General features: G+C 61.6%; 12 protein-coding genes and 2 tRNA genes. 4 read left to right on the forward strand and 10 right to left on the reverse strand.

What is annotated here, in order from left to right; translation table 11 throughout:
* Positions 1-21 precede the first annotated feature (21 nt).
* Entirely contained in the window at positions 22-1,437 is a 1,416-nt protein-coding gene (locus WC509_02385) for an amidase family protein (GenBank protein MFA5006299.1), read from the forward strand.
* A 79-nt stretch (positions 1,438-1,516) separates the two neighbouring features.
* Here WC509_02385 and trpB read toward each other — a convergent pair whose 3' ends face one another.
* The 4 genes from trpB to WC509_02405 form a co-directional block, all read right to left on the reverse strand.
* Positions 1,517-2,716 carry a tryptophan synthase subunit beta gene (gene trpB / locus WC509_02390; protein ID MFA5006300.1) on the reverse strand — a complete coding sequence of 400 codons (1,200 nt, stop codon included), beginning with the start codon at positions 2,714-2,716 and terminating at the stop codon, positions 1,517-1,519.
* A gap of 379 nt (positions 2,717-3,095) precedes the next feature.
* A complete protein-coding gene (locus WC509_02395; GenBank protein ID MFA5006301.1) occupies positions 3,096-3,833 on the reverse strand; it encodes a TIGR02206 family membrane protein in 738 nt (245 codons plus the stop codon).
* A gap of 264 nt (positions 3,834-4,097) precedes the next feature.
* Entirely contained in the window at positions 4,098-5,114 is a 1,017-nt protein-coding gene (locus WC509_02400; GenBank protein ID MFA5006302.1) for a hypothetical protein, read from the reverse strand.
* Between the two features lie 2 nt (positions 5,115-5,116).
* Complete coding sequence (locus tag WC509_02405) at positions 5,117-5,455, reverse strand: PadR family transcriptional regulator (GenBank protein MFA5006303.1); 339 nt, start codon at positions 5,453-5,455, stop codon at positions 5,117-5,119.
* Between the two features lie 211 nt (positions 5,456-5,666).
* Between WC509_02405 and WC509_02410 the strand changes: the two genes are divergently transcribed.
* Together WC509_02410 and WC509_02415 are read left to right on the forward strand one after the other, a co-directional pair.
* Positions 5,667-7,046, forward strand: a complete 1,380-nt coding sequence (locus WC509_02410) for a glycoside-pentoside-hexuronide (GPH):cation symporter (protein MFA5006304.1) — start codon at positions 5,667-5,669, stop codon at positions 7,044-7,046.
* Positions 7,047-7,053: 7 nt separating this feature from the next.
* On the forward strand, positions 7,054-8,430 hold the full coding sequence (locus tag WC509_02415; GenBank protein MFA5006305.1) for an FAD-dependent monooxygenase: 1,377 nt from the start codon (positions 7,054-7,056) through the stop codon (positions 8,428-8,430).
* A gap of 87 nt (positions 8,431-8,517) precedes the next feature.
* Here WC509_02415 and WC509_02420 read toward each other — a convergent pair whose 3' ends face one another.
* From WC509_02420 to WC509_02430, 3 genes are all read right to left on the reverse strand, one after another.
* A complete protein-coding gene (locus WC509_02420; GenBank protein ID MFA5006306.1) occupies positions 8,518-8,850 on the reverse strand; it encodes a Smr/MutS family protein in 333 nt (110 codons plus the stop codon).
* Positions 8,851-8,954: 104 nt separating this feature from the next.
* The gene (locus WC509_02425) at positions 8,955-9,542 is read right to left on the reverse strand and encodes a 3'-5' exonuclease (protein MFA5006307.1); all 588 of its coding nucleotides are present in this window, start codon (positions 9,540-9,542) and stop codon (positions 8,955-8,957) included.
* A 209-nt stretch (positions 9,543-9,751) separates the two neighbouring features.
* Positions 9,752-9,842, reverse strand: a tRNA-Ser gene (locus tag WC509_02430).
* Positions 9,843-9,996: 154 nt separating this feature from the next.
* Between WC509_02430 and WC509_02435 the strand changes: the two genes are divergently transcribed.
* On the forward strand, positions 9,997-11,349 hold the full coding sequence (locus WC509_02435) for an ADP-ribosylglycohydrolase family protein (protein ID MFA5006308.1): 1,353 nt from the start codon (positions 9,997-9,999) through the stop codon (positions 11,347-11,349).
* Between the two features lie 53 nt (positions 11,350-11,402).
* Here WC509_02435 and WC509_02440 read toward each other — a convergent pair.
* The 3 genes from WC509_02440 to WC509_02450 all read right to left on the reverse strand — a co-directional run bounded on the left by WC509_02440 (position 11,403) and on the right by WC509_02450 (position 13,925).
* Positions 11,403-11,492 (reverse strand) — tRNA-Ser (locus WC509_02440).
* A 55-nt stretch (positions 11,493-11,547) separates the two neighbouring features.
* The gene (locus WC509_02445) at positions 11,548-12,237 is read right to left on the reverse strand and encodes a hypothetical protein (GenBank protein MFA5006309.1); all 690 of its coding nucleotides are present in this window, start codon (positions 12,235-12,237) and stop codon (positions 11,548-11,550) included.
* A gap of 92 nt (positions 12,238-12,329) precedes the next feature.
* Positions 12,330-13,925, reverse strand: a complete 1,596-nt coding sequence (locus WC509_02450) for a diguanylate cyclase (GenBank protein MFA5006310.1) — start codon at positions 13,923-13,925, stop codon at positions 12,330-12,332.
* Positions 13,926-13,958: the final 33 nt, after the last annotated feature.

The following is a 13,958-nucleotide window of genomic DNA, read 5'->3' on the forward strand; positions in this document are numbered from 1 at the left end:
ATCGAAAGGAAGGACCACCGGATGAAGGAATACACACTGGATCAGTTGCGACTTCGGCTTCGACGCGGAACCGTCAGTTCGCAGGACCTCGTCGTCGCGTATCAGAATCGGATCGCCCGCTACGATCGGAACGGCCCGAGGCTCAACAGCGTCGCCTGCCTCAACCCCGACGCCATGAAGGACGCCGCCCGCCTCGATCGCGAACGCGCCCGCGGAAAAATCCGCGGACCGCTCCATGGCATCCCGATCCTGCTCAAGGACAACATCGGCACGAAGGGAGCCATGCCGACGACGGCCTCGTCGTTCGCCCTCGCCGACCTCTTCACCGGCGAGGACGCCTTCCTCGTCAGGAAGCTGCGCCGCGCCGGCGCGATCATCCTCGGAAAGACGAACCTGTCCGAATGGGCCTACTTCATGTCGATCGACAAAATGCCGTCCGGCTACGGCTCCCTCAACGGCCAGGTGAAGCATCCCTATTCCGAAAAAATCGATCCGCTCGGCTCCTCGACCGGATCCGCGGTCGCCGTGGCGGCGAACCTGATTCCGATCGCCGTCGGCACCGAGACCAACGGTTCGCTGACGGCCCCCGCCAAGCAGAACCTGATCGCGACGATCAAGCCCACGCTCGGCCTCGTCTCCCGAAGGGGCGTCATCCCGATCACGCACCTGCAGGATACCGCCGGTCCGCTCTGTCGGACCGTGAGGGACTGCGCCCTTCTGCTCGAGGCGATGGCCGGAACCGACCCGGGCGATCCCGCGACCAAGTCCGCCTCGCGCCATCGGGAACGCTACTCGGATGCCTGCGGCCGTCCGCTCGCAGGGATGCGCATCGGGTTGCTCTCGTTTTCCAACTATCCGGACGACGCGGTCGAAAAGGAGATCCTCGCGGAAGCGCGAAGACTTTTCGAACAGACTGGCGCGGTCGTCGTCGAACTGTCGATCGAAGCGGTCCGGATGGACAACTACCGCACGATGGTCCACGAGTTCAAGCAGGATCTGAACGCCTATCTGAAGACGGTCGAAGGCAAGACCCCGATCCGTTCTCTTTCCGACGTCATCGCCTTCAACGAGGCGCACGCGGAATGCTGCCTCAAGCACGGTCAGACCATCCTCGTGGAAGCCGAGAAGACGATCGGCGATTTGTCCGAACCCGACTATCCCGCCTGGCGGAAGGAATTGCTCGAACAGGCGGACGCGCCCTTCGCCCTCATGCGCGAACACCGTCTCGACGTGATCGTCTCCGCCAAGCGGACCGGATACGCGCCGATCGCCGGACATCCGTGCATGTCGGTGCCGGCACGCCCGCTCGCCGACGACGAGCCGCGGAGCCTGAACCTCCTCGGCCGCAAATGGGGCGAGTCCGACCTGATCCGGGTCGCGGACTTCTACGAAAAATCGGGGATCCGGCGGCTTCCTCCCGATCTGCGTCATCGATGAAAACAGCCGATTTCGCAACGGTCGCGAAATCGGCTTTTTCATGGGAGCGGGAACCGGAGGAGGCGAACCAGCAAGATCGTCATTCCCCGAATCCGACCGGGTCCGGCTTGCGCTTCAGGTAGTCCGTGATCTGCTCGACGTCCTTGTCGCCGCGACCGGAGAGGTTGACGACGACGACCTGGTCCTTCCGCATCGTTCGTGCGGCCTTCATCGCGCCCGCGACCGCATGCGCCGACTCGATCGCCGGGATGATTCCCTCCGTACGCGACAGGTAACGGAACGCCGCGACGGCCTCGTCGTCGGTGATCGCGACGTATACGGCCCTGCCGGTCGTCGCGAGCTGCACGTGTTCTGGACCGACTCCCGGATAGTCGAGTCCGGGCGACAGCGAGTAGACCGGCAGCGCCTCTCCGCGGTCGTCCTGGACGAAGCGGGTGTACATGCCGTGGAAGACGCCGTCCCTACCGAGCGTGAGCGTCGCCGCGTGGTAGGGCGTGTCGAGACCCCTGCCGGCGGCCTCGCAGCCGAGCAGGCGCACGTCCGGTTCCTTCAGGAAATCGTAGAAGGCGCCGATGGCGTTCGATCCGCCGCCGACGCAGGCGACGACGAGGTTGGGAAGCTTCCCCTCGTCGGCGAGGATCTGCGATCTGATCTCCTCGCCGATGACCTTCTGGAAGTCGCGCACCATCGTCGGGTAGGGATGCGGACCGACCGCCGAACCGATCAGGTAATAGGTCGTTTCGAGATGGGTCGCAAAATCCATGAAGGCCGCGTCGACCGCGTCCTTGAGCGTCTTCGTGCCGGTCGTCACGGGATGGACCCTCGCGCCGAGAAATTCCATCCGGGCGACGTTGAGCGCCTGCCGGACGGTGTCCTCTTCGCCCATGTAGATCTCACAGTCGAGACCGAAGAGGGCGCACGCCGTCGCCGTCGCGACGCCGTGCTGGCCGGCGCCGGTCTCCGCGATGACGCGCTTCTTGCCCATCCGCTTCGCGAGCAGGGCCTGACCGAGGACGTTGTTGATCTTGTGGGCGCCGGTGTGGTTCAGGTCTTCGCGCTTCAGATAGATCTTCGCGCCGCCGAGGTCGGCGGTCATGTTCTTCGCGAAATAGAGAAGCGAGGGCCGGTTGGCGTAGTTTGCGAGGAGGTCGCGGAATTCCTTCAGGAAGGCCGGATCGTTCTTGTATGTGTCGTATGCGCGTTCCACTTCCCGGACCGCGGCGAGGATGTCGGCGGGCAGATACTGGCCGCCGTAGATGCCGAATTCATGGTTATGCATGTCGTTTCTTCTCCTTTGCATTTGTAGTCCTGTAGGTTCTCGAAGCCGATCGATGCCCGATTCCTTCACGTCGGATGCATGTCATCCCCTCCTTTCCGGAAAATGAAAAAGAGCCATCGTCTTGGGACGATGACTCGTGGTGCCACCCAAATTCGAAGACCAGAAACGTCTTCCTTCTCGGCGTCGCATGAACGCCATGCCCTGTAACGGGAGTTCCCGGAGCCGGCTACATGTCGCCGCCCATCTCGCAAGGCCATTCGTCGCCATCCATGCGTCGGGATCCCACCGTCCCCGACTCTCTTCGCCATGGCGGAAGCGAGTACTCTTCTTGCTCGTCGATGTTATGTTGCGAGCATTATAGTACGGCCGTCCGATTCCGTCAAGCGGAAATGCGATCTTTTCCGCCGCGTTTCCCGCGCTCGAGCGCCGGCAGCCCCCAGAGTCCCATGACGATCGCCGCCGTGAGGATCACGCCCGGTATGTAGAACGCCTCCCCCGTGAGCGGCAACAGGAGTTCGAACGGCGTGCCGGCCGGATCGAGCAGGAAGAGGAAGTTCGCTCCCGTCAGCAGATCGATCGGATAGACGACGAAGAGGGTGATTCCGAGCAGGATCAGGGCGCTCTTCGCGAATGAACGGAGCGTCGGACGATAGCCGTGCACGAACAGCATGTACATGAACATGAGGAAGAACGAGAGATGTCCGATCAGGTATTCGTAGAAACGGAACCGGTCGGGTCCGTACGGAATGTCCGGGAACAGGATCGAGGCGACGCCGCCGATCGCCCAGAAGTACGCGATCTCGAAGACGGGACGGGACTTCGTGAACATCACGAAGACGCCGAGGGCGAGGCTGAAGAAACAGACCGCGATCGGCGCGCTGTCGGCGAAGGTCCAGATGCCGTTCATGATCTGCCACAGATGGAGCGAGACCTCGGAGGCGATCCCGACGCAGCCGAGGACGATGCGGAAGATGCGCTCGCGCGGCGATCGACGCAGTCGTTCGCGCGCCAGGTAGAGACCAAGGACCGAAACGGCGACGATGGCGAGCACGATCAGATGATAGATGCCGAAAGCCTCGAACGGGATTCCCGTCGTTGCCGAAAAGAAGTCGCGCATGCCATGCCTCCCTGCTCCATCCGCGATGGAGCGCCATGAATCTTTACGGAAGATTATATCACAATCGCGTGATGGAAGAAAGTCGTCTCGTGCCGGTGTCTGCCGGTCATCCGATGCGACCCACGCGGGCATGGACATCTTGGAGGCGGGCCCGTTGCGCTTCGCATGCGGTGAAGCGTAAAGAAAGGATGCCGACGGGACGATTCTCGCGTCCGTCGGCATCTTCCTGTTTCGGATTCGGTTCCATTCGATGCTCTGCGGCGATTACTTGCCCAGACGACGCGCCGGCTTGAAGGCCTTGATCCAGGTCGAGATCAGGTCGATCGCGACGAAGATCGAGATCAGCGTGACGATGCCGGTGGCGCCCTTCGTGATGCCGTCCTCGAGGACGGCGACGGAAGGCGATTCGAAGAAGGCGGCCGCTTCCGTAAGGAACGCGGGGTTGAGGAGGTTCGGCGTGTTGACGAACACGATCATCACGACGATCGAGACGAGATGTTCGACCGTATGCGAGATCGCCGTCGCGAGGTTCCAGTGGCCGACCTTGAGTTTCACCGCGTGGTCGGCGATCGTGATGACGACGGAGACGACGTAGATGGGCAGGAAGGTGCGGATGACGGCGTCGGTGAAGAGCGGGATGCCTTCACCGGCCTGCCAGCCGGCTTCGTCGAACCAGGCGATGTAGAGCTGGTTGTTCATGAGCAGGTAGGCGAAGATCGATCCGAAGATGGCCGCCATCATCATCCCGATGATCGATTCGGTCTTGGAAATCCTGCGGACGTTGTCCTTCGGCAGCTCGGGCAGTTTCTTCGGGCTCCACGGATCGGGATCGCACTTGGCGCCGTAGCGGTCGATCGCGACGAAGACGAGGGTGACCAGGGCGAAGCTGCGGAAGAGGCTCCCGAGCACCTCGGATAGGGTCTTCCCGAAGGCTTCGCCGATGATCCCGATGAGGGTCGTCGCTTCCGGTGCCGTCAGCGTCTCGATGAGAGTGAACACGAGCGAGATCGCGGCGAAGACGATCATGACGATCTTGAGGACCATCAGGTACTCGTCCATCCATTTCGGGGAGATCAGGTACCTTTGGGTGGTGCGGTAGCCGGCGGCGAGTTCGCGCGGTTCACCGAGTTTCCGAAGGACGGCGACGATGTCCTCTTCGGTCGGGTTTTCCGGCAGCATGTCCGCGATGTTCGCGTTCAGTTCCTTCGCGACTTCCTCGCGGGTGTTCTCCGGAAGCCTCCGGGTGACGTCGTACACGTATCTGGCAATCAGGTCCTTCATGTTCATTTCGCTCCTTCGAGAAGACCGCCAATTTCCTTGACGATCGCGTTCCATTCGTCTTTCAACAGTTCGTACATCTCGGTTCCCGCATCCGACAGAAGGTAGTATTTGCGCGGGCGGCTTTCGGTCGTATCCCATTCGCTTTTCAGAAGACCCTGGGATTCGAGCCTTCTGAGCAGGGGATAGAGGGTCCCCGCCTCGATCGATACGCCCTTCTCCTCGAGCCGCTGGAGAAGCGAGTATCCGTACTGGTCGGCCGCGAGCTGCGAGAGGACCGCGAGGGTCTGGGTGCCCCTGCGCAGTTCGGCCTTCATGTTTTCGAGCAACGACTTATCGATCATGTTTCCACCTCGATCACCATTATACTGTACGCCATACACTATTGTCAACATATTATTATAATTTTTTCATCATCATCGTGTGCCGTCCATTTCCATACCCCGCCTTTTTCGTAGCCGAATGCTTTGGATGCGCTTTCATCATCCGCGCGCATATCGTATAATAGAGAAAACGACCGGGCGCACGACGCCTGTCGCACCCAAGGAGATAAGCATGGCAACCAGCGGAAAACTCTCACTCGGCAAGAAGGTCCGTTTCGGCGTCGGCGATTTCGGCATGTCGATCGTCATCGCCTCGCTCCAGTTCTACATGCTCTTTTATTATACGGACGTCGTCGGCATCGACTCCGCCGTCGCCGGCACGGCGATGCTCGTCGGGAAGCTCACCTGGGACATGGTGAACGACGGCCTCTTCGGCTTCATCATCGACAAGACGAAGACGAAGTGGGGTCGTCAGCGTCCCTATCTGATGTTCGGGGCGATTCCGCTCGCCCTCTCCTTCTGGCTCGTCTATTCGTTGCCGGAGGGCATGTCGAACGTCGCCGCCTTCTTCGCGATCCTCGGCACCTTCGTCATCTTCGACACCTTCCAGACGTTCGTGAACATCGCCTATTCGACGATGACCGCATCGCTTTCCACGGACTACGACGAGCGCACCGGCCTCGCTACGGTCCGGATGGGTTTCAACGTCGTCGGCTACATCCTCGGCGCGGGCATCACCACGATGATCGCGGGAATCGTCGGAAACGTCGCCGGCGTGAGTCCCCGCGTCGCCTGGAGCGCCGTCGGCCTCGTGTTCGGACTGCTCGCGGCGGCGACGATCCTCATTCCCGCGTTCTCGAAGGATCTGAAACCCGTCGTCGACGACACGCCGTCGAAGTTCCCGCCTTTGTCTTCGCTCGCATCCACGTTCAAGAACAAGCCGTTCCGACGCTTCATGCTCATCTCCGGCATCATGAGCGTGGCCTTCATGCTCGTGACGACGATGATGGCCTATTACATCAAGTACCAGATCGCGATGGAATCCTCGACGTCCCTGATCATGCTTCTGATGCTCGGGACGCTCGCCCTCTGCCTCGTCCCCTGCAAGATGGTCGCGGACCGGATCGGCAAGGCGAAGACCTATGCCCTCGGCATCGGCATCGCCTCGGTCGCGCTGCTCATCGCCTTCTTCCTGCCCCCGGTCGCCTCGATGATCATCTACGCGATCGCCGTCGTCGCCGGTCTCGGCTTCTCCGCCCAATGGGTCTGTCCGCACTCGATGATGCCCGACGTCATCGAATACGATGAACTGATGACCGGCGAACGCCGCGAAGGCGTCTACTACGGCGTCTGGGGAATGGTCGGCAAGATCACCGGGGCGCTCGGCGCAGCCATCTGTGGTTGGGGTCTCAAGATCTTCGGCTACGTCGACAACGTCGCCCAGACGGAGACGTCCCTGCTCGGCATCCGCCTGATGTTCTCGGTGATGCCGGCGATCCTGCTCCTCGTCTGCATCCCCCTTCTGATCCGCTATCCGATCGACCGCAAGACGCACGCCAGGCTGGTCGAAGACCTCGCCGTCCAGCGCGCCGCCCGCGCCTCGGGAAAGTAGGGCGGAGATGGAACGGGATTGCGACGTCCTCGTCGTCGGCGGCGCCACCACGGGCAGCTATGTCGCCCGCAAGCTCGCCGAACGGGGACACCGGGTCGTCGTTGTCGAGATCCAGCCCGAGGATCGGGTCGGATCGAAGTACGACATCTTCCACATCGCCGAACCCGACTTCAGACGCTTCGGACTTCCGGAGCCCGTCGCCGGCGAGGATCTGGCGTTCCGCTTCACCGGCAGCCGCGCCCTGTCCGCCTTCGGAAACCATCCGAAGGAAGGTTTCGGCACGGTGGTCGGGATGCATATGCACGGCTACACCCTCAGGATGAACCGCTGGGCGAAGGAAGCCGGGGCGGAATTCCTGTACGAAACCCGCTTCGTCGACTTCGCCTACGCCGACGGCCGGATCGCCGGCGCCCGCATCGCGGATGCCGGCGGCGAACGGACGATCACCGCGAATCTCGTCGCCGACTGTTCCGGGATACCCTCGATCGCCCGCGGGAAGCTGCCGGCGGAAGCGGGCGTCGAGACGTTCGCGATCGGTCCGAAGGACATGTTCTACGTGATCCTCCGCTACGTGACCTACCTCGACGAGAAGGACTTCGTCAAGTCGAGCCGCTCCTGGACCTTCTACAAGACATGGGAGGCGCCCCAGGCCGACCCCCGCGGCGCGATCCTCGGCGTCGGTGCCAACTTCAGCTTCGAGTACGCCGACAGGATCTACCACCGCTTCGAGGCGGCGATCGAACTGCCCCGCCGCACGCTCGACCATGTCGAACGCGGAACGACCCCGTATCGTCGCCCCCCGTACTCGTTCGTCGCCGACGGCTTCGTCGCGATGGGTGACGCCGCCTGCCTCACCAAGCCGCACGCCGGTGAGGGCGTCACCTCGTCGATGGTGCAGGCGGACATCGTCGTCGACGTCGTCGATCGACTTCTGCGCGAGGGCGGTCCGCTGACCAGGGACCGTCTCTGGCCGATCAACAGGCGCTACTACGCCGGTCAGGGGAAAATATATGCGGGGATGCTGGCGACGCTCGTGGGCGCCGTCTCGACCACGCCGAAGGAGAACGAGTTCTTCTTCAGACACGACGTCGTCTTCAGCGCCAAGTCCTTCGCGGCGATGGGAGAGGACAAGCCGCTATCGTTCTCCGGCGCGGAGATGGTCAGGATGGCGCTTTGGTTGCTCTGGGGAATTCTGAGTTTCCGGATCCGCGTCGGAACCGTCGCCTCGCTCCTGCGGGCGATGAAGAACGGCGACGTCATCACGAACCTCTACGGCGATTATCCCGAAAGCGCCGACGGCTTCGACGCCTGGAAGACGCGCGCCGAGACTGTCTGGGCGAAGACGCCCGGGATGGCGGACGTCGTCGATCCCGCAAAGGACTGAAGCAAAACAATGGACCGTCCCATCGACCCTCGAGGGTCGGATGGAGCGGTCCTTTTCGTTCGTTGACTTGATGTGAATCGGCGTCGCTTACGGAAGCATGACGTAGGTGACCCCGTCGTTGCCCTGACGGAAATCGGGATCGCCGGAGAGCAGAATCCGGTAACGCCGGATCTCATCGTCGAACCCCATCGGCACGCTCACCGCCTCGCCCGGAACATATGCCACGATCTTGCCTTCCGCGAGCATGGCGTCCAGCTCCTTGCGAGCCGCGTCCCGGATCGCACCTCCGACGCCGTGGGAGCCGTACCCGTGGATGATCTTGACGATCTTCTCCGGTTTCGCGTAGCGGATCGCGTTCCTTAGCCGCAGGACCGCCACGGCGGTCGAGGGCATTCCTTCCTTGAGGTTGAACGTCTTCATCGCGCGATCCCCCTGGCTCCCGCGACCGCATGGAATCGCGCCGATGTCGCGACGATGCGTTTCGTCAGAATGGGCACATGTCGGTCATTCATGGGGAAAGCGCCTCAGTCGCGTTCGACGGCGCCGCGGCATCGTACCATGATGTCGTAGGTCGTCAGACAGTCGTCCGTGGCGCGGTGCGAACCGCGCGCGATCCCGAAATGCCGCTTGATCGTTTCGAGTTTATGATTCTCGACGGTCCCGTAAGGCAACGCGCGACGCGCGAGCGCCAGGACGTCGATTCGTCGCGACAGGTCGATCGAGAGTCCGAGACGCTCGAACGACGCCGTCAGGAAACGGATATCGAAATCGACGTTGTAGCCGACGATCGTGACGCCGTCGATCCGTTCCCTGATGTCGAAGGCGACCTCGTGGAACGCCGGCTGCCCGATCAGCATGTCGTCGGTGATGCCGTTCACCGCCGTCGCCTGCGGCGGCATCATCCGCTCGGGATGGATCAGGATCCCGTAGGTGTCGGCCAAGGCGCCGTTCGCGTACGTCAGGATCGCGATCTCGACGATGCGGTCCCTGACCGGGTCGATGCCGGTCGTCTCGGTGTCGAGGACGACGAAGCGCGACGGCAGCGGCGTCGGGCCGGACGGGGTCTTGCGTTCTTGGGGTCTGGAGCCGTAGCGATAGAACGGATAGGGCATGGGATTCCTCCGGGATCGATCTGAGAGTGGTTTTTCATGGTCGACGCATCGCGAGCCGTCGGTCGGAAGCGGAACTTTCCGGCTCGCAAGGACGACATGGTCGAGACCATCATACCATCGGACGCGCGAAAAGGAAAGGTCGCGGACGTCGAGTCCAATGAATTCAAGAAAAAACGCCGGCCTTTTCAGGGCGGGCGTCCGATTTCTGATGGCGGAGAAGGGGGGATTCGAACCCCCGCACCGTTTTACCGATCTACTAGCTTTCCAAGCCAGCCCCTTCAGCCACTTGGGTACTTCTCCGTGGGGACGGTTCCGTCGAATCGTCCTTAACCATTATATCAACACATCCCCTTTCAAGCAACAAAATTCGCTTGACCGGTGAATGCAAAAATATACTGTTGATTTTTATCGATGGATGGTATAATGAAGGCAGGTCATCCTGGAGGCGATCCGCATGCCCGGTTGGGAACCCATCGGCCAGATCCTGAAGAAGGAACTGCGACAGCTGTACGAAGAAGGTCTCGACGTCCGCGTCGAAGACGCTTCTCTGTATCTAGAAACCATGCCCGCGGACAAGCTCGGGATGGTCGTCGACCTGCTTCGCCGTTCGAAGCGGCGCCGCGACTATCCCTACGTCGAACCCGACGATCCGACCGGTCTGCCGGCGGAGACGAAGGACGTCCTCCCGCGGACGAAAAGGCCCTCATCCGACGCGTTCCTCGGCGCCGTCCTCGGACGGATGGCCGGATGCGTGCTCGGAAAGCCGCTCGAAACAGGTCCGTACTTCTGGGAATCGACGAAGGAACGTCCGGGATGGAAGAACGTGAAGCGCTGGTTCGAAGGCGCCGGACAGTATCCGATCCGCGACTACGTGCCCGCATCCTCCGACGCTTCGGACCTTCACGTCGTCTGTCCGAAGAGCCAGAAGGAACATCTCGCCTTCGTCGAGACCGACGACGACGTCCGCTACACCCTCCTCGCCCTCGAACGGCTCGAACGCCACGGCTTCGCGTTTTCGGATCGCGACGTCGGAGCACTCTGGCACGAACTGCTCGGCTATCGCGACGTCTGCACCGCCGAAACGCAGGCATATCTCAATTTCGCCCAGGTGTCGACCCATCTCGGCGGCGATGTCGGCCCGCTTTCCGAGGCCGACGCCTCCTACGTGCGCATGCACATGAATCCCTATCGCGAATGGATCGGCGCGACGATCCGGATCGACGGCTACGCCTACGCCGCCGCCGGCGATCCCCTCCTCGCCGCTTCGCTCGCGGCCCGTGAGGCGCGTTTCTCCCATGTCAAGAACGGCGTCTACGCACCGATGTTCTTCGCCGCCCTGATCGCTTCGGCGTTCGTCACGGACGACATCGACGCGTGCGTCGCGCAGGCGCTCGACGTGATTCCCGCAACCTCGCGCCTGCATGAGGCGCTCGTGCGCACGATCGCGATCGTGCAGGCGGAAACGGACACCGAGACGATGGTCGGGAGGGTCTGGGAACGGCTGCTCGACTACGATCCCGCCCACGCCGTGAACAACGCCTGCGTCTGCCTCGCCGCCATCCTCCACGGCGGCCGCGACTATTCGAAGGCGATCGGCACCGCCGCCCTCTTCGGCCTCGATACCGATTGCAACGCGGCGACGGTCGGGTCGTTCGTCGGCGCCCTCGTCGGCGCCTCCGCCATCCCCGACCACTGGAAGGAACCGCTTCACGACACGATCCGTTCCGGCATCCGCGGATACGATCCGATCGCGATCACCGAGGTCGCGAGACGTTTCGAGGCCCTGTACCGGGCGAACGCCAGATAGCTTCCGGACAATCAAAAAGACGCAGAGTTCGCTCTGCGTCTTTTTTCGCTTCATGGCGGAGTAAGAGAGATTTGAACTCTCGCGCCGGTTTCCCGACCTACGCCCTTAGCAGGGGCGCCTCTTCACCACTTGAGTATTACTCCGTAAAAAACAGTCGGCCCTCTTATGATACCTTAAATCGGGTCGACTGTCAACGAATCAGTTGATGTAGGTTTCCTTCGGCGCTTCCTCGGGCTGAGGCTGCGGCTTGGGGACTTCCTTCTCGACGGGAGCCTTCTTGGCCTTTTGTTCCTGGAGCGATTTGGAGTTCTGGCGGTAGATCCGATAGCCGCCGCCGCCATTGTATCCGTCATACGCAAGGTACAAACCACCGATGACCGAGATGATCAGGAGGACCCATGTGATGACGCCAAGAATGCCGGCATCGTTCAAAATCTCGAGGACGAGAATCGCGGGAGCGAGTGTCATGCAGATGAGATGAGCCCAGAATTTCGCGGGTTCGCTCTTCTCTCCGAAGAAATACATCGATATGAAATAGATGAAGGCGCGAAGATACAGGAACCCGGCTACGAAGTACCCATAGCTTTCATACCAGAAGTTCCCTGATTCCGCTCCCGGAGCCGGCCACCACAGTGCAACAGCCAAAATCATGAGGATTCCCATGATGGTGTCGAACACGATTTCGAAGAGGTTGATCGTCCGCAGGACTTCCTTCTTCAGGGTCTTCATCAAAGGATATACCCGGAAGAGAGAGAAGATCGTAATCGCGATGCCGGTGATGATATAGACGATTTGCGATTGGAACATGACCAGAATTCCGACGGCGATCAGAATCGCCGCGAGAATCCATTTCAGCAGCCAACCATATGCGAATTTCTTCTTGTCCATCTTATAGCCCCCTTTTCATTAAGGAAGGACCCGGAAGTCCGTTCTTGTCTTTATTATATATCATTTGAATGCGAAAACAAGACGGGAGAGCCCTATTTGAGGTCCGCCGAATAGCTGACCGCGTTCTTGCCGACGCTCTTGGAGACGTACATCGCGTCGTCCGCCTCCTTGATGTAGCGTTCGAGCGGCTTGTTCACCGTCCCGCGCGATCCGGCGACGCCGAACGATCCGGTCACCCGGATCATGCGCCGCTGGTAGGTGAAGGCGTGGGTGGAGACGGCGTCGCAAATCCGCCGGTCGAGTTCCTTCGCCTCGGTCTCGTCGACGTTCCTGCGGAAGATCACGAACTCCTCTCCGCCGTACCGTGCGAAGATGTCGTCCGGTCCGAGCAGGCCGGTGACCACCTTGGCGAGCTGCGCGAGGATCGAATCGCCCGCCTGATGACCGTAGATGTCGTTCACTTCCTTGAAGTCGTCGAGGTCGAACATCATCAGCCGCACGTTCGCGCGCGAGGCGACGGCCTGGTCGAAGGCTTCCGTCGCCTTCCGGAAGAAATAGCGGCGGTTGTAGATCTTGGTGAGGTCGTCGTAGGCGGCCATCTGTTCCATCCGGCGCATCTCGTCCTTGTGGGAAGTGACGTCCTGATAGACGACGAAGGATCCCGTGGGCCGCTTCCGGGATCGACCGAGGAGCGTGAGCGACGCGCGGTAATGCCGCGGCTTGCCTTCGACCGATACCGACAGTTCCGCATCCCTCCCGGCGACGAGTTCCCGCGCCGCGGCGTCGCCGCCGTGCAGCGCGACCAGGTCGAGGCGGCCGGATTCGCCGTTCTTGCGCTTTCCGAAGGCGCGTTCCGCGGCCGCGTTGAGCGCGACCACGGCGTGGGATCCGTCGAGGATGACGATCGGATACTCGGATTTCCGGTAGATCTCGTAGTAGGCGGCCGGAATCAGGTCGAACATCTCGTACTTGAAGAGGGCGAGGAAGGCGGAGAAGGCGATCGCGTCGGTGAAGAAGGCGGAGAAGTCGACGAGCACCGTATCCCGGCTCACCGTCGTGAGCACCAGAAGTGGAAGCGCGACGAGCGCCATCGCGAACATGAACTGCGCCCGCCGCCGCGCGATGCCCTCGCGCCGGCGGATCATCGCGTGGAAGTTGATGCAGGAGAGCGACGCCACCAGGATGGTGAAGGCGACGAGCGCGTAATAGAGGATTCCCTTCGCGAAATGGATTCCGATGAATCCGCTCCAGCCCTCGCCGGCAAGCGTGGCGACATCGTGACCGGTGAAGAAGAGCGTCCGGATCCACGAGGTGTCGGCGGTCACGGCGTCGGGGTAGAGCATCATCGCAAGCGTCGCCAGGACGGGAACGACGAACAGCACGGCCGTCCTCCACGTCGAAAGCATCCGCTTGTCGAAACGCTGCTGGATCGAGATCAGGTACCATACCGGCATCATGAACGGAAGCGCGAAGTACATCATCTTCAGATACCCGATCATGTGCGTCTCGAAGTCAGAAAGCAGATAGCCGGCGTAGGCGATCGAATAGACGGCGTTCATGAGCGCAAACGCCGCGAGCAGCTTCAGTCCGAGGATCGGTTCCCGCCGCGTCAGGAGATAGACCGCCCCGAGGATCAGAAACGTGGCGAAGGCGACGAGCAGCGCCGCCATCATGAAATCGTATCGCAATCGCTTCTCCTCCCTTCCTCGCGGCGACTCGCC

Source organism: Candidatus Izemoplasmatales bacterium (assembly GCA_041649275.1).
GTDB lineage: Bacteria > Bacillota_I > Bacilli_A > Izemoplasmatales > Hujiaoplasmataceae > UBA12489.